We start from the raw sequence: 21,738 nt of genomic DNA on the forward strand, positions 1-21,738 counted from the left end.
TCTGTCGATGAAGCCTGACGTCCTGTCGATGTCCACGCGTTGCGCGCGGGCACCGCGGTGTCCGTACGTGCCGACCCCGGGCCCCTGCGTGTTCGCGGGTGGGGCTCGCGGCGACCCGGCCCAAGCCGTCGCGGACCCCGGCGGCGGGCCCGGGGCACGGCGGCCCGCAGGTCTTCGAGCAGACCCATCCGGTCGGTGAGCAGGCGGCCGGTCACGGATTGGGCATTGCAGACTTTAGCAAGTCGCACCCCGACGCACCGAAACCGTGCAGCGCCCCACGACTCACGCGCCCAACGCACCGACACCGGGCGGCGCCCCACCCGCGCCCCGGCGTACGGCGGCCGGGCCACGCGCCCGCGCCCGTGTGCGTTGCGGGCTCGGAGAGGTCGGGTCGACACTGGCCGGGAGGGCTCGCTCGTGCCCGGGGCCCTTCCCTGCGGCTCGTGGGAGGCGCACATGTCACCGTCGAGCGAGGACTCAGCCACGCGCGACCTGGTCGTGGGCTTCGAAACGTACGCGCGCAGCGGGGCGGCCCTGGCCTTCGCCGCGGACCTGGCCGGGCGCCTGCGGGTTCGGCTGCGGGTCGTACACGTGAAGGACTCCGCGGACCATCCCAGCGATCCCGATCTCGCCGGATCCGACCTGGAGGCCCGGTATGTGCGCGACGCCCTCGCCGGGCATCGCGCGGACGTGGCCGGACTCCTGGCCGATTTTGCGGGCGAGTGGTCCTATGCCGACGAATCGGGCGATGCGCTGCACCGGATCACCGCGATCGCGCACGACTGCGACGCGCTCATGATCGTCGTCGGCGGGCCGGGGACGGGCCCCGGGACGTTGCTGCATCGCTGGTTGGAGCGGTCCGTCGCCAAGGAGTTGGCCGGGCATGCCGAGCGGCCGGTGCTCGTCGTCCCCGGCCGGCATCCGCCCGGGCACGCCGACGCGCACTGATCCGGATCGGGCCTGCGCGGACGGCCGCCCGCTCAGTCGCCGGTGCGGTGCGAGAGCGTGCCGGCGAAGACCGCCGCCTGGACGCGGCGTTCGAAGCCCAGCTTGTGCAGCATGGTCGACACGTAGTTCTTGACGGTCTTCTCCGCGAGGTGCATGCGCTCGGCGATCTGCCGGTTGGTCAGACCTTCGGCGATCAGTTCGAAGATCCGGCGCTCCTGGTCGGAGAGCGAGGCCACCCGGGGGTCCTCGCCCGATCCGGTACGCACGCGTTCGAGCACCTTGGCGGTGACCGCCGGATCCAGCAGCGAGCGGCCAGCCGCGATCTCCCGCACGGCGCGCACCAGATCGCTGCCCCGGATCTGTTTGAGCACGTAGCCTGCCGCGCCCGCCATGATCGCGGAGAACAGCGCGTCCTCGTCGTCGTAGGAGGTCAGGATCAACGCGTTGATCTCCGGGAAGGACGAGCGCACCACGCGGCAGACGTCCACCCCGCTGCCGTCGGGCAGTCGCCCGTCCAGGATGGCCACGTGCGGGCGCAGTGCCGGTATGCGCCGGATCGCCTCCTGCGCGGACGCCGACTCGCCGACCACCTCGATGTCGGGTTCGCTGCCGAGCAGGTCGGCCAGGCCACGCCGGACGATCTCGTGGTCGTCCAGCAGGAACACCCGGATCGTGGCGTCCGGTTGCCCGGTCGCCGGCCCCGGCACGGGAATGCTCGCGGTGCCTGTGACCCGCGGAAGCCGTGCTCCGGCGACGCCTTCGGTGCTCAGGCCGGCTTCCATGCTGTGCTCCCCGAGAGTTGCGAACGCGCACCCGGTCGGGTCGACGCGCACTCAGTCTCGACGGCGAGAGGCCGGTGCAACAGGGCCGGAAGTCCCGGATGATCGGGGCCGGTCGGCCCGCGCGCCCACCGACCACCGTGCGCCTTCGGAACGGCCCGCTCCGGCCTCGAAGCCCCCGCCCGACGCCCGCACCGTCCGGGCCGGTGGATTCGACGCCCACGCACGTGGGGTACGCGCACCGGGGCGGGCGATCCGCCCCGCCGCCGATCGGGTCGATCGACGCCGAACCGGCCGATCGGGCCGAACGGGCCGAACAGGCCGACCGGCTCATCCGGAGCGGGACCTCCGGCCCTGGGCCCGGGCCGCGCGACGGCGAAGACTGATCACAGGTCGGCCCACCGGGGCCGCCGAGCACACCGAAGGGATCCGCCGTGAACCAGGCAGCCGCCTCCACCGGTTCGACCTCCCAGCCGACTTCCCCGCGCGGGCACGTCGTCGTCGGTTTCGACGGTTCGCCCGGCGCGGACCGGGCCGTGGATCTGGCCGCGGACGAGGCGCTGCGCCGGCACACCACCCTGGAGGTGCTGCACGCCCTCGAATGGGTCGAACTCGGCCACGCCGACGACCGCTTCGGGCAACAGCTGCGCGACGAGGCCCGCACCATCGTCGACCGGGGCGCCGAGCGCGCCCGGCTGCGCCATCCCGAGCTGTCGATCCGCACCACCATCGAATTCGCCAACGCCATCGACGCGTTGGAGGCCGCGAGCGACCGCGCCGCCCTACTCGTGGTCGGCAGCCGGGGCCTGGGCGGATTCGCCGGCCTGCTGCTGGGCTCGGTCAGCCTGCCCGTCTCGGCCGCGACCCGCTGCCCTCTCCTGGTGGTCCACCCGGATCACGACACCAGCGGCGAGGGCGCCGCGAAGCCGGTCGTGGTCGGCGTATCCGACGACGAATGCACCCCCGCGCTGGAGGCCGCCTTCGCCTGGGCCCGGTCCCAGGGCCTGCCGCTGCGCGCCCTGCACGTGTGGCGCTACCCGGCCATGATGGCGGGCAGCGCCGGTTACGCCCCGGCCATGTACGACTGGCGCGAGGCGGCCCGGGCCACCGTGACCGCCGCCCTCGCACCGCTGCGGGAGAAGTATCCGGACGTGACCGTCGTCGAGGACATCGCCCTCGACACCCCCGCCCACGCCCTGGTCACCGCGAGCCCCCACGCCACGCTGGTCGTACTGGCCGCCCACCGCAAAACCGGCCGCTTCGGCCCCAACCTCGGCCGCGTCACCCACGCCGTGCTCCACCACGCCGAGGCCCCCGTCCTGCTCGTCCCGATCACCGGCTGACCAGGTAGCGGGCCGGTGGGCGCATCGATCCACCCACCACCGGGACCCGACGTGCCGGACCGGGGTCGCTCACCCGAGCGGTCCCGGTCCGGCCCGATGCGGCAACGGTCACCGACGCCGGCCGGCGGTGTCGGTGGTCGAGACCCGGGCGGCGTCCGTCGTCGGGGCCCGGCCGGCGGCAGCGGTCGTCGTCACGACCCCGGCATCGGGACACCATCCGCGTTCCCCGTGCCGCGACGGTGCCGGCTCCCGGCCCCACTCGCCCGCAACCGGGCCGGTCGCGGCCTCGGCTTTCCGTTCCGGTTGCCGAGGGGGGTACCCGAGATGCGATGATTCGAACATATGAACGACACCGCCGATGCCACACCGTCCTGGGAGCTGCCCAGCCGGTTCGACGTCGCGCGCCAAAAGGCCCGGCACGGCGTCCAGCCCCCGGGCGGACCCGAGCCCGCGCCCGAGCCGACCGGGTTGGATCCGCGCACGGCGGAGACGCTGTACGAGGTCTGCCCACCCGGCTACCGCAACCACGAGGTGCTGCGCCGCCACCCGGCACTGCTGGTACGCCTGGCCCGGCACCACCTCCTGGCCGAGCTCGCCGAGCTCCGCCAGGGCTATTCCGACCTGCGCAGGGAGCTCAAGGACCGGGTTCCCGTGTACGTCATCCCGCAAGCTCTCGCGACGTACCGGCGGGAGGCCGCGGAAATCCACCACGCGCTCGAACGCGTCGCCGCCATCGAACGGAGCCTGTCACCGCCACCCCCACCCACCCGGCCACACCCCGGGGGGACCCGCGCCCCCTGACCGACGGCGACCACACCCGCACACCGGGGGGAAACCGGCCACCGGTTGGGCATCGACCGGGTGCCGGCCGAGGCGGAGAATTGGCCTAGACCTTTCCACTCATTGGCATAGACCTATCGAGCCTGCCCGGCTAACATTCGAGCGACATCGCACCACCTCCGAAGGCATCTCACGTTCAGTCAAATGCCTTCCGAATCAAAGGAGTTGGCACGTGAAGAAACGCATCGGGCTGCTCGTCGCGAGTGCCGCCGCCGTCCTGCTCCCCCTTGCCACCGCGACGAGCGCGAGTGCGGCCGGCGAGTTCCACGTGCGCGGCGTGTACTACACGCAGGCCCAGTGTCACGCGGCGGGCGTGGCGGGCTACGAACTGTGGGGTCCGAGCTTCTTCTGTGCCGACGGCCCCCAGGGGCTGGTCTACCTCTACACGCACTGATCCGGCCGATCCACCCGCACACACCGCGCCCCGCCCTGCGACAGCCGTCGGAGGGCGGGGCGCGGTCCGTCCCGACCGGGCGGACGTCCCCCGATCGACCACGCCCCTCCCCCACCGCCGCGGCGGTACGCCCGGCGCGGCCGTGGCCGACACCGCGCTCCGCCCACTCACAGCGCCTCGCCGCTCCCGCCGAGACCTCCGCCGACCGCAATACCGCTTCCGGCGCGGGGCATTCGCGGCCGTCACCGTGACAACGGCGCGGCCTCGAAGCGGCGTCGCCGTCGATTGCCGGCATCGGTCGGCATATCCCGGATTTCGCATACATCGGCGATGATCGGGCGCGGCGGTCGTCCCCTTTTCCGCCACCTGGGCAGCCGTACCGCCGGGGAGGCGGGTCTGGGCGGCCTGCGCGACGTGGTGGCGCGCTGCAACGGCGGACACGTGGTGATCCTGGCGATCGGCAACCACGCGCTGCTGGCGATCGTCGGCGACGAGGGCCTGGACATCGCCGGGCTGCACCGCGAATCGCCCGCCTCGATCGCCCGCCTGGACCGCATCCTGACCGGGGGCCACGCAACCCGGCTCGGAGAGACCGGCCCGACCCCGAACCCGAAGGGGACGCGCAACCGGCCCCCCGGAGGGCCGAGCAACCCGGTCGAGCCCTGCCAGGGTGCATGCCCGCTCCGCGGTCACGGTCGAGCCGTCCGCTACGCGCCCGGGATGCACGTCCGCTACGCGCCCGCCACCCCACACCACACGACCAACCGCCCCGCGGCGCCCGGCCCAACCCCGACCCGGCCGCGCAGCGGATGCGCAACCGGCCCCGTAGGGGCCACGCAACCCGGCTCGGAGAGACCGGCCCGACCCGAACCCGAAGGGGACGCGCAACCGGCCCCGTAGGGGCCGAGCAACCCGGTCGGCGCGCCAGGGTGCATGCCCGCTTCGCGGTCACGGTCGAGCCGTCCGCTACGCGCCCGGGATGCACGTCCGCTACGCGCCCGCCACCCCACACCACACGACCAACCGCCCCGCAGCACCCGGCCCAACCCCGACCCGGCCGCGCAGCGGACACGCAACCGGCCCCGTAGGGGCCACGCAACCCGGCTCGGAGAGACCGGCCCGACCCCGAACCCGAAGGGGACGCGCAACCGGCCGCGCAGCGGACAAGCAACCCGGCTCGGAGAGACCGGCCGGACCGCCGCGTAGTCGGTGCGGGCACCCGCACCGGAGCCGGCGCGGGGATCACCGAGCCGTCCACCCCGCGCCGCAACGAGCCCGCACTGCGGCGGCCTCGGCGGTGGCCACCAGTAACCGCCTGCCGCGCCGGTCCCGCGGTGATCGTGCCCGGGGGCGCCGCCCGGAAGAAACTCCCGGACGGTGCGCTGCGGGGGCGGGGGCGGGGCCGGTCGGCCCGAACCACGCTGGAAGCCGACCCGGGCCGAGGCCGGCCACAGCGCCGCCTGCCGGCGCCATTCACACGCAACTCCCATAGAACGGCCTCCCGTTGGTGCGCGACCCTGGACGGGTGCAGACACCTGCTCCGAACCGGACCGCGCGCCCGCCCGCCGGACCCGGGCACGAGACGGCCGGACGCGGGCCGGCACCGTAGTGGCACGCCGACCACGCACCGACCACCGACCGACCCCGACCGGCGGCCGGCCCCGGCGGCAGGCGACTCGCCCACGGACCGCCCTCGACCACCGACCGCATCCACCACGCGCGCCGCACCACCACCACCGCTGCCCCACCCGGCGGCACACGTCGCGAGAAAGGCCCCGATGAGCCACCCGGACCCGCAGGCCGGCCAGGCCGCATCCCACGATCGCGGCCGGCTCCTGGTCGTCGACGACGAACCGGCGATCGTGGACACCGTCGCCCGATACCTGCGCTTCGTCGGCTACGACGTGCGCACCGCCGCCACCGGCCGCCAAGCCCTCACCGTCGCCCGGGACTTCCTGCCGGAGCTGATCCTGCTCGACGTCATGCTCCCGGACGACGACGGCTTCGAGGTGCTGCGCCGGCTGCGCTCCGACGGGCTCCCGGTGGCCGTGGTCTTCCTCACCGCGCGCGACACCCGCAAGGACGTCGTCCGCGGCCTGACCGCCGGCGGCGACGACTACATCACCAAACCCTTCGGCCTGGACGAGGTCACCGCGCGCGTCGAGGCCGTGCTCCGCCGCACCCGCCGCACCGACCCCGGCGGCGACGTCCTGCGCGTCGGGGACCTCGAACTCGACGCCACCGCACACCAGGTGCGCCGCGGCGGCCGGGCCGTCGACCTGTCGCCCACCGAATTTCGGTTGCTGCGCTACCTGATGCTGCACCCCGACCACGTGCTGACCCGTGCCCGCCTGCTGGAACACGTGTGGTCCTACGACTTCAACGGCGACGACACCGTGGTGGCCACCTACATCAGCTACCTGCGCCGCAAGATCGACGACGGCCAGGGCACTCCCCTGATCCACACCCGCCGCGGGGTGGGTTACTGCCTGCGTACCCCGCCGTGCTGAGCCTGCGGCCCAGGACCCGCCGGCAACCGCTGAGCCGTCGCCTGGTGATCGTGCTCGTCCTGGTGTGCACCGCGGTCCTCAACACCTGCGCGGCGGTGACCGTGGGCGTGCTGCGGGACTCGCTCTTCGACCGCCTCGACAATGAACTCGACACCACCGTGGCCGCGTTGCGCGCCCTGGACCAGCGCGAACGCAACAACCAGCCGCTGGGCCTGACCCCGGGCATCTGGCTGAAGTTTCCCGGCGGCCTGCGCGTCGCCCTGGCCGCCCCGGGTCGCCGTCCGCCGCACGGCCTCGGACCGAAACTGACCGGCACGTTGCCGGTCGCGGGGCGCACGGTCACCGCTCGCTCCGGCGAGCCCGGTTCGCACGAGAAGTTCCGGGTCCGGGTCGAGGACCTGCCCGACGGGCGCACCGTCCTGGTCGCGTTGAGCACGAACGACGCCGAACGGGCGGCCGACCACGCGCTGTACGTCGTGCTGATCACCGTCGGCATCGCCCTGCCGACCCTGGGCCTGCTCGGCGCGCTGTTCGTGCGCCGCGAACTGCGGCCGTTGGAACAGGCCGCCCGGGTCGCCGACTCGATCGCCGCGGGCGACTACGCCCGGCGCGTGCACAATCCGCTGATCGGCCCGCGCACCGAGGTCGGCCGGTTGGCCACCGCCCTGGATCGCATGCTGGACCGGATCCAGGCCGCGTTCATCGCCCGGGACACCTCGGAGGAGCGCCTGCGTCGGTTCGTCGCGGACGCCTCCCACGAGTTGCGCACGCCCCTGCAATCGATCGGCGGATACGCCGAGTTGTACCAGCGCGGCGCACTCCCGGACCGGGGCTCGGTCGACGACGCGATATCCCGGATGCGGGCCGAGGTGCGCCGGATGAACGGCCTGGTCGAGGCGCTGCTGCTGCTCGCGCGCCTGGACGAGGAGCAGGACACCGACCTGGAACCGGTGGACCTGGCCCGCGTGGTGGCCGACTCGTGCCGCGACGCCGCCGCCGTCGAACCCGACCGACCGCTCGACTACACCACCCCCGCCGGGCCCGCGGCGGTACTGGTGCTCGGCGACGAGGACCGGCTGCGGCAGTTGCTGGCCAACCTGCTCGGCAACATCCGGATGCACACCCCGCCGGACGCCCCGGCCGTGGTCGAACTGCGGCGCGAGGCCGACCGGGTGCTGCTGACGGTGCGCGACAGCGGCCCTGGGATACCAGCCGACGACCTGCCGCACGTCTTCGACCGTTTCCACCGCGCGGACAAGAGTCGCAGCCGCGCCCAGGGCGGCAGCGGCCTGGGCCTGTCCATCGTCGCCGCGATCGTCGACATGCACCACGGCACCATCCGGATCGACCCCGCCCCCGAGCGCGGCACCGTGGTCAGCGTTCGCCTGCCCGCCCTCCCCGACGCCCGCACGACCCCGCCGCCGACCTGACCCGCCCGGGTACGCGCGCGACGCGGGGCCCGCTGGGCCGGTCCCGGCGCGCTCCCGGGCCCCGTGTCGCGCGCGTGCCGGGGCGGCGGCGTCCGGATGCCCCGACCGCGACCGCAACAGCGGTGTGCCTCACGCTTCCACGGTGTCGAGGAGGATGCGGGCCAACTCGCGCGGCCGGGAGAGCATCGGCCAGTGTCCGGTGTCCATCTCGACCAATCGCCACCGCGTGCTGCCGGCCAGCAGTTCGGCCACGTCCTCGCGCGGCTCCGCGCCGTCGAGCAGACACTTGATGTAGGTCGCCGGGAGTTCGCCCAACGGCCGGGCCGGCATGGCCGGTTCGGTCAGGGTGGCGCCCGGATGCGGCGTCGCGCCCTCGACCAGCCGGGCGATCTGCTCGTCGGTCAGGTCCTGGCCCGCGAAGTCCGCCGCCGCCGGCGGCATCCAGAAGCCGCCGCCGGCCTCGAGCCCGGCCGTGAACTTCTCCTCGCCCAGCCACGAGCCGGACGCGAACGATTCGCCCTCGGTGGGCACATTGGAGTCGACGAAGACCACCCGGGTCAACCGATCGCCGATCAGCCCGGCGGCCTGGCCCACCGGGATGCCCGAATAGCTGTGCCCGACCAGGACCACATCTCGCAGGTCGGCACGCTCGACCACGTCCACGATGTCCTGCACGTGCGTCTGCTGCCCGGCCGGCTCACCCTGCCGGTCGGCGAGACCGGACAGCGTCACCGGGTGCGCCCCGTGCCCCGCCGCCCGCAGTTCCGGCACCACCTCGTCCCACGCCCACGACCCCAACCACGCACCCGCGACCAACACGAATTCCGTCATCGCGGCACGGTAACCGATCCCGCCGACACGGCTCGGAAACCCGGCCACGCGGGCTGCGGGCCGACTGCCGTCCCGGGCGTCGAGCGGCCGGCGTCGTGGGCATGCGATCGGGTCGGACCGGTGTATCGCCGGCTTCGATGCAGGTGACGGGTACGGCGGCGCGCGCCGCCGTACCCGTACACCTCGGTGCGCCGTCGGTTCCGCACGAACGACTCCGAGACGGTGCGCCACCCGGCAGCTCGGCCTCGAAAACGTTGCGGGACAATCCTCGACACCTGCCCGCGACCTCGACGAGCCCCCTCCCGTCGAGGATCGCCCGCAACGCCGTCGTACGGATCGTCGAGCGCGCCTCCCCCCTTCCGACCATCGACCCCGGCGTGACGCGGGAATCACGGTCGCCCCCGGGATGCCGACGATTCATCACGTTTCCGTGATCTCTTCGTCACCACCCGTGAACACGACTCTAGGGCCCGGTCCCGGCAAGAAACAGGCAGCAAATCAGCCGGCCTCCGCACTCGCGCCAACCGGTACAAACCGTCGGTTGCCCGGCTGTCGGGGTTCGTCCCGATCCGCACCGCGGGACCACCCTGCCCACCGGCCACGGGGGCGCACATTGCGGGACGCGCCGGCCTCGGCCGCTGCCAGGGTTGGCCGAATACAGGCGCAGCGCCGCTTCGTTCGCGGATGGCCCGCCCGCCGCGTCGAGCCCCCAGCCGCTCGCGACGATGAAGGATCCGACCCGAGGGCGGCGCCACGCCCACCCCGATCCCGGCGCGAGGACCTCGACGCCGGGGGCGCCCGGTCGGCCCGTAGCATCCTGTCGTCGGCGACCCGGGTATCGGGCGAGGGCGGGCCGGGAACGGGACGGGGACGCGGCATGGCGGAGAGGGCGTTCACGCATCTGCTGGGCCGCGCGAGCGCCGCCGAGGTGGCGGCGGTCGCCGAACGCATGGGCGCCGCGGCCCGAAGTCGGCTGGTGGCACACGCCTTCGGCGCCCCGGACGCGTTCCTGCACCGAATGCTCACCCACGGCGAGCACGACGACCGGGCCTGCCTGGCCGCGGACCCGGAGTTCCGCGCCAAGCCCGGCTACCTACGCCGCTACGACAGCCCACTGTGGGCCCTGTACACGCTCGGCGACCCCGAACTCGTGCCGGCTCTCTACCGGACCGACTCGCCGCTGATGTGCCGGCTGATCCTGGCCGGCAGCCCGCCCGGATGCCTGCCGCCCGACCGGCGAGTGCAGGCCGGCCTGATCCCGATCGGACCGATGCCCACGCATCCCACGCTGCGCAGCGCCCTGCTCGACAACACCGACTACCAGTTGCTCGCCCCGGCCGTCGTCGCGGCCGATCCCGACCTGGTCCGGCACGCGTTGCGCACCCTGGGCACCGACGGCCGGCTCACCCGCGCCGAACGGGCCCTGGCCCTGCTGCGCCTGTGGGACGCGGAGGGTCCCGACGCCGTCCGGGAGTGGACCCGCGAGCGGCAGAGCCGCTACCGCGGGCTGCACCGGCAACTGCACGAAGCCCTCGACAACCCGAAGGTCCGCGCCGACGTGGAGACCACCATCCTCGACGCGGCCGGCCCCGAGGGCTTCGTTCGCCGGCTGTGCGCGATCGAGTCGCCGACCCGCTCGCGCCTGGACCCCGCCGTGGCCGTCGTGGCGACGGCACCGCACACGTTCGAGTGGCCCGCCGTCGTCCGCGCCCACCACCGCAGGCCCTTCCTCGCCGACGACGTGGACCAACTCGTGCGACGCCATGGCCTGGATCACGACGTCCTGCGCGCGATGGTCGGCACCGACCCGCACGGACGCCCATACCTGTCGGACTGGCGCGCCTCCGAAGGCGTGGACGACGGCGACCTGACCAGGTGCCTCCTGGACGCGTGCGAACCGGTCCGTACCGCCGACGCGCCGAGCGTGGCCGATCTGGTCGCCGACGCGGCCCCCGGATGGGTGTTCCTGGAGAACTACGCCGAGGCCGCCGCGCAGACCGCGACCTCGCGCCGGCTCCGGGAGCGTTTCGCGCTCGTCGACGCCGAACTGGCCCGACTCGTCCGCGCCCGGCTCGGCGACGACGTCGAGCGCTGGGTCCGCCTGGCCCGGATCGGCCCCGCCTGGCCGGGCACCCTGCCGGACCTCCTGGACGCCACGGCGCACCCCGATGCGGCCGACGAGCACGCCGCCGAGGGGCCGGTCTGGGCGGACCCCGACTACCTGCGGCGCGGTCCGCTCGGCCGAGCGCCCGGCCGGCAACGTCACGCGGCCATGCGCCGATTGTTGCGCGAGACCGCTCCCGAAACCGTCGCCCGGATCGCCGCACGGCTGCCGGCCGCGTTCACCGCCGACCTGTACGGCCGCCCGGGCGGCGCCCGCCTCGACGCCGCATTGCGCGCACTCGGCGCGCCGGCCGTCGACGCCGGCATCCACTCCTGCCCGCGAACACCCCCGCAGGTACGCGAGTTCCTGCTCCGGACGCGGACCCCCGCGCTGTATGCGAGTCTGATCGGCGCCGCCGAGAACGACTTCGGGGCCCGGTTGTCCAGGCTGCGCCGGCACAATCAGGCCACGGTGTACGAAACCCTGCTCGCCTGCCGCGCGGCGATCGCTTCCGGGCAGGCGATCGTCGCCGAGCGCCTCGCGTACGGCGTGCTGCGGCCGGGGTTCGACGGCGTCTACGAACGCGAGAGCCTCGGCATCGACGTGGCCGGCATCGTCCGCCGCGCTCGCGCCGCGCCGCCCGCCGAGGCGGACGTCCTGTTGCGCGAGGCGGCGCAGGACTGGGTGGAGCGTGCCCGGGCGGGCGGGGCGGTCGAGTTGCTCGCCACCGGCGGCGCGCGCGGCTACCTGGAGACCACGCACGATCCCGGCTGGGCGGCCATCCTCGCCGCGCACCGCGCCGACCCGCTGCCCCTCCCGGCGCTGGAGGCTCTCGCCGAGGCCCGCCCGGATCTGCCCGCGGAACTCACCCGTGCCCTGGCCGAACACGTCGGCGCGTACTGCGACTCGGCGCACATCGCCGAGCACTCGTGGACACTGGCCCGCTCGCTGTTGCGCGGCGTGCACCCGTTCGGCGGCAGGGCGAAGCCGGCCGCCGAATGGCCGGACCTGATCACCCGGGCGCTGGAGGCGGGCACGCTCGACCCCGGCCTCTGGGCGGCACACGGCCGGCCCGCCGCCACCGTGCTGCGCACGCTGTCCGAGGCCGCCCACGAAACCGTGCCCGCCGCCGTCGGCCGGGCCCTGGCCGAAGCGGTCGAGCGGCACCTGGCCGGTCGGCCCGATGCGTGGGTGACCGCGTACGCGATGTTGCCCGACTTCATCGGCACGGTGGCCGAACTGCTCGCCACCGCGGAGGCCGCCGCCGGGCCGGGCGACCGGCACCCGCCGCCGACCGGGACGCCCGGGTCGCGCACGCCACCCGGGTAGCCCCACCCTCGGCGCGCCGCCACGAAGCACGCAAGCCCTCACCCCCCGACGACCGGTCGGGGGATGAGGGCTTCGCGCTGGTGCGGTGCGTCGCGGATTGCGGCTACTTGACCGGTTCCGGCTCCGCCGCGTCCTCGGTCTCGTCCCGCTTCGCCGGTGGTTCGGGGAGTTGCACGGATTGCAGCAGGAGTTGTGCCACGTCGACGACGCGGAGGTCCTCCCTGGCCTCGCCGGCCTGCTTCTTGGCGTTGATCGAGTCGGTGAACATCACCAGGCAGAACGGGCAGGCGGTGGAGACGATGTCCGGCTTCAGCGCCAGGGCCTCGTCCATGCGCTCGTTGTTGATGCGCTTGCCGATGCGCTCCTCCATCCACATCCGCGCACCACCCGCACCACAACAGAAACCCCGCTCCCTGTGCCGGTGCATCTCCTCGTTCCGCAACCCCGGAACCCGCGCGATGATCTCCCGCGGCGGCGTGTACACCTTGTTGTGCCGACCCAGATAACACGGGTCGTGATACGTGACCAGCCCGTCCACCGGCTCCACCGGCGTCAGCCGACCCTCGTCCAACAGATGCTGCAACAACTGCGTGTGGTGGATCACCTCGAAGTGCCCCTCCAACTGCGGGTACTCGTTGGCCAACGTGTTGAAACAGTGCGGACACGTCGTGACGATCCGCTTGCGCGGCGCGTCCTCCAACGCCGCGTTCAACGTCGCCACGTTCTGCGCCGCCAACATCTGGAACACCACCTCGGACCCCAACCGGCGCGCCGAGTCACCCGTGCAGGACTCCTCCTTGCCCAGGATCCCGTACCGCACCCCCGCGATGTGCAACAGCTCCGCGAACGCCTTCGTGGTCTTCTTCGGACCGTCCGCCAACGCCCCCGCACACCCCACCCAGAACAGGTACTCCAACTCCGCCGGATCCACGTCCCGCCCCACGATCGGCACCTCGATGCCGGTCGCCTTCGCCAACTCCTTGACCCAGTCCAGACGGGCCTTGGTCGCCACACCCCACGGGTTGCCCTTGTTCTCCAACCCCTTGAGCATCGTCGCCGCCTCGGAGGGGAACGCACTCTCGATCAACACCTGATACCGGCGCATGTCCACGATGTGGTCCACGTGCTCGATGTCGACCGGACACTGCTCCACACACGCCCCGCACGTGGTGCACGACCACAACACGTCCGGATCGATCACCCCGTTCTCCGCCGCCGTCCCGATCAACGGCCGCTCCGCCTCGGCCAGCGCCGACGCCGGCACCTTCGCCAACTGCTCCGGCGTCGCCCGCTCGTTGCCCTCCTCGTCCTTCCCGCCCCCGGCCAGCAGGTAGGGCGCCTTCGCGAACGCGTGCTCGCGCAACGACATGATCAACAACTTCGGCGACAACGGCTTGCCCGTGTTCCACGCCGGACACTGCGACTGACACCGACCACACTCGGTACACGTGGAGAAGTCCAGCAGACCCTTCCAGGTGAAATGCTCCACCTGCGAGACCCCGAACACCGCATCGTCCGCCGGGTCCTCGAAATCGATCACCTCACCACCCGAACGCATCGGCTGCAACGCACCCAACGCAACCCCACCATCCGCCTCACGCTTGAAGTAGATGTTGAAGAACGCCAGAAAACGATGCCACGCCACACCCATGCTCGGGTTCAGGCCGATGGTGATCGCCCACGTCATCGAGATGACGATCTTGATCGTCGCGACGAGGTAGATCAGGTTCTCCAGCGCACCGTCGGAGAGCCCTCCGAACGCGGACACCAGGGGGTAGCTCACCCAGTAGCCCGGCTCGTACGCGTCGACTCCGGCGAGCGCGCCCTCCAGGCCGCGGAGCAGCATGATGCACACGCCCACCGAGCCGACCACGAACTCGACGAAGTACGCCTGGCCGAACCGGGATCCGGCGAACCGGCTCTTGCGCCCGGCCCGCCGCGGGTGGCTGAGCTGTCGGATCGTGATCAGCACGAGGATGCCGACGATGGTCATCAGGCCCATGAACTCGGTGAAGACCTCGAACACGTCCCAGTGTCCGAGACCCCACAGTGCGAACTCGGGCGAGAAGAGTTGTCCGTACGCGTTGACCAGGGTCAGGATCAGCGCGCCGAAGCCGACCATCACGAACCAGTGGGCGGCGCCGACGATGCCCCAACGGAGCATCCGGGTGTGCCCGACCGTCTCGGTGAGCATCGTGCGCAAACGGGTGCCGGCCGCGCTGGTCCGGCCGCGCACGGGCTGCCCGAGCTTGACGAACGAATAGATGTAGGCGGCGGTGCGCCCGAGTAGGGCGAACCCGATCACGCTGATCAGCAGCGAGATCACGATCCCTGCGAGCTGCATGGGCGTTCGACTCCTCCGGTGGGACGTCCCTTCCGGGGCGTGTATCGGCCGACCGGGCAAGGCCCCTTGAGCACCTTACCCATTGGTAACTTGATCACTGCGTCGATGATATCCGTCCGCCGAACGCCGTCGACCTCCCGGGTTTTGCCCGTTCCGTCGCGGCGCCGGACGACCGTGTCCTGCTCGTGCGTTCCGCGCCGACCCCGACCGGCTCGCCAGTTGTGTGACGCACCGTCAGATCAGTCAGGATGCATGCTGCCATGCCACGGCTGCGGAATCCGCAACAGGTCCCGGCATCGTGATCACACCGATTCCGACACCACCATCCGGCGGCGCCGCGAAAACCGTCGGCGCGCCTCGACGGGAGACGAATCGAAGCCCTTGGCGATCAGCCGGACGGCCAGCGCCACCTCCCACCCGAAGACCGGGACGGCTGCGATCGACCCCACCACCGAGACCTGTTCGTAGAGCCCGAACAACACGGCCGTCGCCGAGGCGCAGATCAGCGGGCCGCCGATCAGCCCGCACACGGCGATCGTTCGCGGCACGAGCCGGAAGACGTACACCAGGGCCGCCAGCACCACCGTGTTCGCACCCAGGATGAAGTTGGGGCCGAACAGGAACGTGCAGTCGTGGATCGCCAGCAGGGACTTGGCGACCGTCACGGCCGCGTCGGCGTCGGCGGCACCCGCCCGATCCCGGCGCAGCGTCACGATCGACACCGTGGCGACGGTCCCGACGACGATGACCGCGGCTTCGAGCAGCCGAAGGCAGACGTAGCCGAGAGCGGCTCCTTCGTGCCGCTTCCTGAGGACCGGGTACAGCGTGACCGCGCTGCCGATGATCGCGATCACCAGCACGATCTCGCACAGCGCCCCCGCCAGGACACGATTGTCGGCGCCCGCCCCGAGGACGTAGCGCGAGTCGGTCAGGACGGGGCGATACAGCAGCACCCCCGCGATCGCGGCCACCTCGGTGACGAGGAAGAGCACACCGGCGACCATCGCGGTCCCTCTGGTCGGCTTCATCCGGACTCCATTCCAGGACGGATCGACCCACGGACGGACCCGCCGGGTCGAGGTGTACGGCGTACACCTCGCGTTCAAGGTAGGCGTACGCCGTACACTCGTCAAGCGCGAACACCGGTCGGCGAAGGGGTGCAGGGGAGATGGTCGAGACGGCTCGGCAGTCGGAGACCGCCCGCCGGGTCCCGTTGAGCCGGGATCGGGTGCTGCGGGCGGGGGTGGCGCTCGCCGACGAAGTCGGGATCGAGTCGCTCAGCATGCGCCGGCTCGCCCAGCGGCTGGGCGTGGTGCCGATGGCGCTCTACAAGCACGTGGCCAACAAGGACGAGCTGCTGGACGGCATGGTGGACGTCGTCGTCGGCGAGGTCGAGCCGCCCGTCCCCGGTTCGGACTGGAGGAGCGCGGTCCGCCGGCGGATCCTCTCCGCGCGCGAGACGCTGCTACGGCATCGCTGGGCGTACCGGGTGATCGAGTCGCGCAGCAGTCCGACCCCGGTCCTGCTCGCCTACATGGACTCGATGATCGGGATGTTCCGGGCCGGTGGCTTCTCCGTGGACCTCACCCATCATGTGATGCATGCCCTCGGCAGCCGCATGCTGGGTTTCACCCAGGAACTGTTCGACGACTCGCCCGACCCCGGATCGGCGCCGGCGGCCCTGCCGCCGCAGGTCGCGGAACGGTATCCGCACATCGCGGAGCTGGCGACGACCCGGGCCCACGACCCGGCGTCGACCGTCGGGGCGGGGTGCGACGACCGTTTCGAATTCGAGTTCGCGCTGGACCTGCTCCTGGACGGCTTCGACCGCCTGCACCGGCAGGGGTGGACGTCCGGCGGGCACTGAGCCTCCGGCGGCACGCCGAGGTCAGGCGGTGCCGTGTACGGCGAGCCATTCCGGGGCCAGGACGGACCAGATCTCGGTGTCCTGCCGCACGCCTCGGTAGAGGTGGCTCTGCCGCTGGACGCCGTCGCGGGTCATGCCGAGGCGCTTGGCCACGTTGATGCTCGGGGTGTTCTCCGAGGACACCAGCCACTCCACCCGGTGGATCCCGCGCTCACGGATCGCCCAGTCGATGATCACCGTGGCCGCACGGGTGACCAACCCCCGGCCGGCGGCGGCCGGTTCGAGCCAGCAGCCCGCCTCGCAGTTGCCCGCAGGCGCGTCGAAGACCCGGAAGAGCACCCCGCCGACCAGGAGCCCGTCCAGCCAGATGCCGTACAACCGGCCGGCGTCGGCGGCGGTCTTGTCGGCGTAGGACTGGAGCCAGTTCCGGGCGGAGTCGAGGTCGGCCGTGACGTCGGAGAGCCCGATGTGGCGGCCGACGAACTCCCGCCCGCGGTCCATGTGGGCGAGGAACTCCTCGGCCCGCCAGGGCTCCAGCGGCCGCAACTCGGCTCCGTCGCCCAGGGATGTCGCGAACATTCTCGTCCTTCCGCCATGGCCGTGCAGATCCGGCTGTCGATCAACCGTTCGGATCCTAGAGCCTGGCGATCGCAGCTGATCGGAAAAAGTGAGCAGCCCGCCCCGGACGCGGGCGCGAGTGGGCCCGACGCGCGGGCGTTCGCGCTGCTCGCGGGGGTGTCGTCGCCGATCGGTCCGCGTCGGCACCCGGTGAACGAGCGCAAGGTCCCCAAGTCGGACATCGCCTTCTTCGGCTGCTGGCGCCACGGCCGCTCCAGCCCGGCTGAGCGCACCCGCACGCGGTCCCGGGCGCCCGAACGGATCCGCACCGGGCGCCTCCTCCCGCCGGGCGTCGAGATCGTGCCCCCGCCGGTCTCAACCGAAGTCGACCCCCTGGGCAAGCGGGAGTTCGTCGGAGTAGTTGACCGTGTTGGTCGCCCGGCGCATGTACGCGCGCCACGCGTCGGATCCGGACTCCCGGCCGCCGCCGGTCTCCTTCTCGCCGCCGAACGCGCCACCGATCTCGGCGCCGGAGGTGCCGATGTTGACGTTGGCGATTCCGCAATCGGAGCCGTCCGCGGCCAGGAATCGTTCCGCCTCGCGCTGGTCCCGGGTGAAGACGCCGGACGAAAGCCCGTGCGGCACATCGTTGTTCAGGGCGATCGCCTGATCGAACGTGCGGTAGGTGAGCACGTAGAGGATGGGCGCGAAGGTCTCCTCCCGCACGATCTCGGTCTGCCCGGGCATCCGCACGATCGCAGGGCGCACGTACACCGCGTCGGGCGCCTGCGATTCGAGCACGCGCTCGCCGCCGACCACCACCTCGCCGCCGTCGGCCCGCGCCCGCTCCAGGGCCGCGGCCATCGCCTCCCCCGACGCGGCGGCGATCAGCGGCCCGACCAGGGTGGTGTCCGCGAACGGATCGCCGATCCCCAGCTCCGCGTACGCCCGGGTCAGCCGCGCGACGAGCACGTCCGCGACATCCTCGTGCACGATCACCCGGCGCAGCGTGGTGCAGCGCTGTCCGGCGGTGCCGGCCGCGGCGAAGACGATGCCGCGCACCGCGAGGTCCAGGTCGGCCGACGGCGCGACGATCACCGCGTTGTTGCCGCCGAGTTCGAGCAGGCAACGACCGAACCGGGCAGCCACCCGGGGGCCGATCTCGCGGCCCATCCGCACCGACCCGGTCGCGCTCACCAACGCGACCCGCGGATCCTCGACCAGCACCTCGCCGACCGCACGATGCCCCAGCACCAGGCGGTGCAGGTCGGTCGGCGCGTCGGCGTCGGCGACGGCCCGGTCGAGCAGCGCGGCGCAGGCCAGCGAGGTGAGCGGGGTCAGTTCGGACGGCTTCCACACCACGGCGTCGCCGCAGACCAGGGCGATCGCGGTGTTCCACGACCACACCGCCGCCGGGAAGTTGAAGGCGGAGACGACGCCGACCACGCCCAACGGGTGCCACGACTCGGACAGCCGGTGGCCGGGTCGCTCCGAGGGCATCGTGCGCCCGTACAGCTGCCGGGAGAGCCCGACGGCGAAGTCGCAGACGTCGATCATCTCTTGCACCTCCCCGCGCGCCTCGGTCCGGATCTTGCCCGCCTCCAGGGTGATCAGTTCGGCCAGGTCCTCGTGGTGTTCCCCGAGCAGTGCGCCCAGGCGTTTGACCAACGCCCCGCGTACCGGCCCGGGCGTCGTGCGCCAGACGCCGAACGCACGATGCGCGGCGCCGACCGCCTCGGAGACCTGCTCCGGCGTGGCGGAGGCCAGTCGGCGCAGGACGCCGCCGGTGATCGGGGTGCGCACGGTCAGGTCGCCGGCGTCGGGGCCGGGCACGGCGCCACAGCGATGCAGGCACGCCTCCGCCCGGGCGCGCAGCCGGTCGGTGTCGGGAAGAGTGGCGGTGGAGTCGGGCATCGGGGCTCCTGGCCGGGACGGGGACGGGGGCAAGGTCGCGTTCGGCGTTCGGCGTTCGACGTGCGGCGTGCGGCGTGCGGCGTGCGGGTGCGTCGTGCGGGGTCGGGACGGCGGGTGCTCGGTTCCGGCCACGACGAACGGCCGGGGACGAGGACGGGGACGGCGGGGTGGTCAACGCGCGCGGGGTGCGCGGTGGGTGGCGCGGCGCCCGCGGGTCACGCCGGCGCGGCGGGCGCGAAGCCGAGGGCGGCGCGGGCCTCGGCCAGGGATGCGTGCTGTTGTGCCGCGTACAGGTCGAGCGGATCGTGCACGGGTCGCCCGATGACCTCGGCCAGCCACTGCCGGTCGTAGTGTGCGCCGGAGCGGGCGGTGTCCCGGGTGCCGGCATCGGTGAGATTGGATTGGAAGATGCCGGCGGCGGAGCGCGGCAGGAAATCCTCGTACACGATCGGCTCGGCGTCGATCCAGCCCTGGTCGAGGAGGCCGGCCAGGTCCGCCGGGGGTTGTCGATCGGCGGGTCGCCGGTCGGCTGCGACGGCCCGGTAGGTGAAGAACGCCTGCTCGTTCAGGGCCAGTTCCCGTTCGGTGCGGGGGAAGCGCGCGGTCCACACCTCGCGGGCGATGTCGGCGCGGTCCGTCGTCGCGACCCCCTCGGAGCGGCGATCGGTCTCGGCCATGAGGTCGTCGTACAGGGCTCGGCCGGTCGCGGTCAGAGCGATGCCCCGGGCCTCGACCTCGCCGAACCGCACCCGCAGCGGGGCGGTCCCGGTGCCGCCGTCGGCATCGCGGAAGCGCCGCTGCTCCTCCAGGGCCCGGAACGAGGTCTGGCGCAGCAGTACGTCGGGACCGTCCCAGCGGGGCGGGCCCTGGATCTCGTCGATCATGGTGATCCCGCGCCGCCCCATCTCCCGGTAGAGCCGGTCGATGTCCAGCACCCGAGGGGTGAGGTGGTTGATGTGCGTACCGCTCACCCCGCCGATGTCGGCGGCCACCGCGGACACCCGGGCCAGTTCCTCGTACCAGGCCCGGTCGATCGGCGTGGTGGACAGCCGGAAGGCGTCGACGGCGAGCGTCAGGAAACGTTCGGCCGACTCCGGATCGAGCCCGGCCTCGCGCTCGGCCCGTTCGGCCAGCTCCGACAACTCGGCGGGGAAGAGCTCGCGTGCGGCCAGGAAGGCCTCCAGCCGGGCCTGGAGGTCCGGATCGAAGTACCGGCGATCGGCCGTGGTCAGCAAGGAGGTGAAGACCCGGAAGGGGTTGCGGGCCAGTTCGGCCGGTTCGATCGGACGAAAGGCCGTGGACACCACGGGAACCGAGCTGCGACTGGCCTCGCGCAGGTCGTAGAAGCCGACCGGATGCATCCCCATCGCGCCGAAGATCGCCGCGACCCGACGCAACTCCCGGGCCGTGCCGACCCGGATCGCCCCGTGTCGTTCCGCCGCGACCCGTTCGATGCCGCCCAGCCGACCGGCGGCGCCGTCGATTCGCGACACGTCCTCGTTGATCTCCGCGACCGCGGCCAGGAGTGTGGTGTAGGCCGGGACTTCGGATCCGTACATGTCCGACAGGCGGCGGGCGAAGGCGGCTCGCAATTGCCAGGCCGGCACGGTACCCATGGGTTCTCCTCGCTCGGGTCGGCACCGAGGTCACCGCCTCGGTCCCGGGATCACGCAACCCTCGGGTCGTACCCACGCACCCGGTGTGCGTACTCCCACCTTCCTCGCGACGCCGCCGCGCCCGTCCGCGCCACGCCCTGCGGCGCGGTCACGGCGCCCCCGGCCGGACGAGGCAACCGGGGCGGGCGGGCGCGTCCGGGCGGGCCGGCGCTCCGCCGGGCCGGTGCCCGCCCGCGGAATCGGGGCCGGAACAATGTCCGCCATGGAACCGAAGATCGAATTGGTCCGACCGACCGACGCCGACGACCGGCTGCGCGCGGAGATCCACCGGATCTTTCACGATGTCGCGCGCCTCGGCGGCGCGATCGGCTACCTGTCCCCGCCGGGCAAGCCCACCACCGACGCCTGGCTGGAGGACGCGCTCGCCGCCGTCCGGATCGGCGACGCCACGCTGGTCGTCGCCCTGGTCGACGGCGACGTCGCCGCGACCGGCCTGTGGCGGCGCCGACCCGAACCGGTCTTCGCGCACACCGCCGACGTGGAGAAGGTGATGGCCCACCCGGCCAGCCGCGGCCTGGGGCTGGGCCGCCTGCTGATGACGGCCCTGATCGACAGCGCCCGCCGAGCCGGCATCGAGACCCTCACCCTGGGTGTGCGGGGCAACAACCACGGCGCCATCGAGCTCTACGAGGAGTTCGGCTTCACCGTGTGGGGCCGCCTGCCCAACGTCATCGAGGTCGACAACGAGCGCTTCGACGACATCCGGATGGCCCTCGCCCTGGGCCACCGCCCCGATGTCGTGCTGCGCGGATCCACACCCGGCGGCCCCGGCTCCTCACCCCGCCGCCCGCTCTCGCGCTGACCGTCGCCGGCTCGCTCGCCCCGCCGGCGCGCGCCGACGCGAACCGGGCGACGCGGGCCGGGCCGACGC

At 72.8% G+C, this 21,738-nt stretch carries 17 protein-coding genes; 10 read left to right on the forward strand and 7 right to left on the reverse strand.

The window, feature by feature from the left end:
* Positions 1 to 456 precede the first annotated feature (456 nt).
* A complete protein-coding gene (locus ACZOOI_RS34650) occupies positions 457 to 948 on the forward strand; it encodes a universal stress protein (protein ID WP_465283525.1) in 492 nt (163 codons plus the stop codon).
* Positions 949 to 980: 32 nt separating this feature from the next.
* Here ACZOOI_RS34650 and ACZOOI_RS34655 read toward each other — a convergent pair whose 3' ends face one another.
* Entirely contained in the window at positions 981 to 1,730 is a 750-nt protein-coding gene (locus ACZOOI_RS34655) for a response regulator (RefSeq protein ID WP_465283526.1), read from the reverse strand.
* 431 nt (positions 1,731 to 2,161) lie between these two features.
* Between ACZOOI_RS34655 and ACZOOI_RS34660 the strand changes: the two genes are divergently transcribed.
* The 6 genes from ACZOOI_RS34660 (at position 2,162) to ACZOOI_RS34685 (ending at position 8,244) form a co-directional block, all read left to right on the forward strand.
* Entirely contained in the window at positions 2,162 to 3,070 is a 909-nt protein-coding gene (locus ACZOOI_RS34660) for a universal stress protein (RefSeq protein WP_465283527.1), read from the forward strand.
* A 342-nt stretch (positions 3,071 to 3,412) separates the two neighbouring features.
* Positions 3,413 to 3,871, forward strand: coding sequence for a hypothetical protein (locus ACZOOI_RS34665; RefSeq protein ID WP_465283528.1), 459 nt, complete (start codon positions 3,413 to 3,415; stop codon positions 3,869 to 3,871).
* A gap of 211 nt (positions 3,872 to 4,082) precedes the next feature.
* Entirely contained in the window at positions 4,083 to 4,304 is a 222-nt protein-coding gene (locus ACZOOI_RS34670) for a hypothetical protein (RefSeq protein ID WP_465283529.1), read from the forward strand.
* A gap of 330 nt (positions 4,305 to 4,634) precedes the next feature.
* On the forward strand, positions 4,635 to 5,204 hold the full coding sequence (locus ACZOOI_RS34675; RefSeq protein WP_465283530.1) for a roadblock/LC7 domain-containing protein: 570 nt from the start codon (positions 4,635 to 4,637) through the stop codon (positions 5,202 to 5,204).
* 878 nt (positions 5,205 to 6,082) lie between these two features.
* Positions 6,083 to 6,814: a response regulator transcription factor gene (locus tag ACZOOI_RS34680; RefSeq protein ID WP_465283531.1), complete on the forward strand. Its 732-nt coding sequence runs from the start codon at positions 6,083 to 6,085 to the stop codon at positions 6,812 to 6,814.
* Positions 6,808 to 8,244: a sensor histidine kinase gene (locus ACZOOI_RS34685; RefSeq protein WP_465283532.1), complete on the forward strand. Its 1,437-nt coding sequence runs from the start codon at positions 6,808 to 6,810 to the stop codon at positions 8,242 to 8,244. The genes ACZOOI_RS34680 and ACZOOI_RS34685 overlap by 7 nt, the downstream gene beginning before the upstream one ends.
* A 129-nt stretch (positions 8,245 to 8,373) precedes the next feature.
* Here ACZOOI_RS34685 and ACZOOI_RS34690 read toward each other — a convergent pair whose 3' ends face one another.
* A complete protein-coding gene (locus tag ACZOOI_RS34690) occupies positions 8,374 to 9,075 on the reverse strand; it encodes an alpha/beta fold hydrolase (protein ID WP_465283533.1) in 702 nt (233 codons plus the stop codon).
* 877 nt (positions 9,076 to 9,952) lie between these two features.
* On the opposite strand from ACZOOI_RS34690, the gene ACZOOI_RS34695 reads away from it, so the two are divergent.
* The gene (locus ACZOOI_RS34695) at positions 9,953 to 12,508 is read left to right on the forward strand and encodes a hypothetical protein (RefSeq protein ID WP_465283534.1); all 2,556 of its coding nucleotides are present in this window, start codon (positions 9,953 to 9,955) and stop codon (positions 12,506 to 12,508) included.
* Between the two features lie 103 nt (positions 12,509 to 12,611).
* Here ACZOOI_RS34695 and ACZOOI_RS34700 read toward each other — a convergent pair whose 3' ends face one another.
* Positions 12,612 to 14,852, reverse strand: coding sequence for a (Fe-S)-binding protein (locus ACZOOI_RS34700; protein ID WP_465283535.1), 2,241 nt, complete (start codon positions 14,850 to 14,852; stop codon positions 12,612 to 12,614).
* 302 nt (positions 14,853 to 15,154) lie between these two features.
* On the reverse strand, positions 15,155 to 15,880 hold the full coding sequence (locus ACZOOI_RS34705; protein WP_465283536.1) for a DUF4386 domain-containing protein: 726 nt from the start codon (positions 15,878 to 15,880) through the stop codon (positions 15,155 to 15,157).
* 140 nt (positions 15,881 to 16,020) lie between these two features.
* Between ACZOOI_RS34705 and ACZOOI_RS34710 the strand changes: the two genes are divergently transcribed.
* Positions 16,021 to 16,719 carry a TetR/AcrR family transcriptional regulator gene (locus ACZOOI_RS34710; RefSeq protein ID WP_465283537.1) on the forward strand — a complete coding sequence of 233 codons (699 nt, stop codon included), beginning with the start codon at positions 16,021 to 16,023 and terminating at the stop codon, positions 16,717 to 16,719.
* A 21-nt stretch (positions 16,720 to 16,740) separates the two neighbouring features.
* On the opposite strand, the gene ACZOOI_RS34715 is transcribed toward ACZOOI_RS34710, so the two are convergent.
* The 3 genes from ACZOOI_RS34715 to hglS all read right to left on the reverse strand — a co-directional run bounded on the left by ACZOOI_RS34715 (position 16,741) and on the right by hglS (position 20,807).
* Positions 16,741 to 17,298, reverse strand: coding sequence for a GNAT family N-acetyltransferase (locus ACZOOI_RS34715; protein WP_465283538.1), 558 nt, complete (start codon positions 17,296 to 17,298; stop codon positions 16,741 to 16,743).
* Between the two features lie 354 nt (positions 17,299 to 17,652).
* The gene (amaB, locus tag ACZOOI_RS34720; RefSeq protein ID WP_465283539.1) at positions 17,653 to 19,191 is read right to left on the reverse strand and encodes an L-piperidine-6-carboxylate dehydrogenase; all 1,539 of its coding nucleotides are present in this window, start codon (positions 19,189 to 19,191) and stop codon (positions 17,653 to 17,655) included.
* Between the two features lie 215 nt (positions 19,192 to 19,406).
* The gene (hglS, locus tag ACZOOI_RS34725; protein ID WP_465283540.1) at positions 19,407 to 20,807 is read right to left on the reverse strand and encodes a 2-oxoadipate dioxygenase/decarboxylase; all 1,401 of its coding nucleotides are present in this window, start codon (positions 20,805 to 20,807) and stop codon (positions 19,407 to 19,409) included.
* 262 nt (positions 20,808 to 21,069) lie between these two features.
* On the opposite strand from hglS, the gene ACZOOI_RS34730 reads away from it, so the two are divergent.
* Positions 21,070 to 21,669: a GNAT family N-acetyltransferase gene (locus tag ACZOOI_RS34730; RefSeq protein WP_465283541.1), complete on the forward strand. Its 600-nt coding sequence runs from the start codon at positions 21,070 to 21,072 to the stop codon at positions 21,667 to 21,669.
* Positions 21,670 to 21,738 lie beyond the last annotated feature (69 nt).

The organism is Embleya sp. L77 (assembly GCF_055557415.1).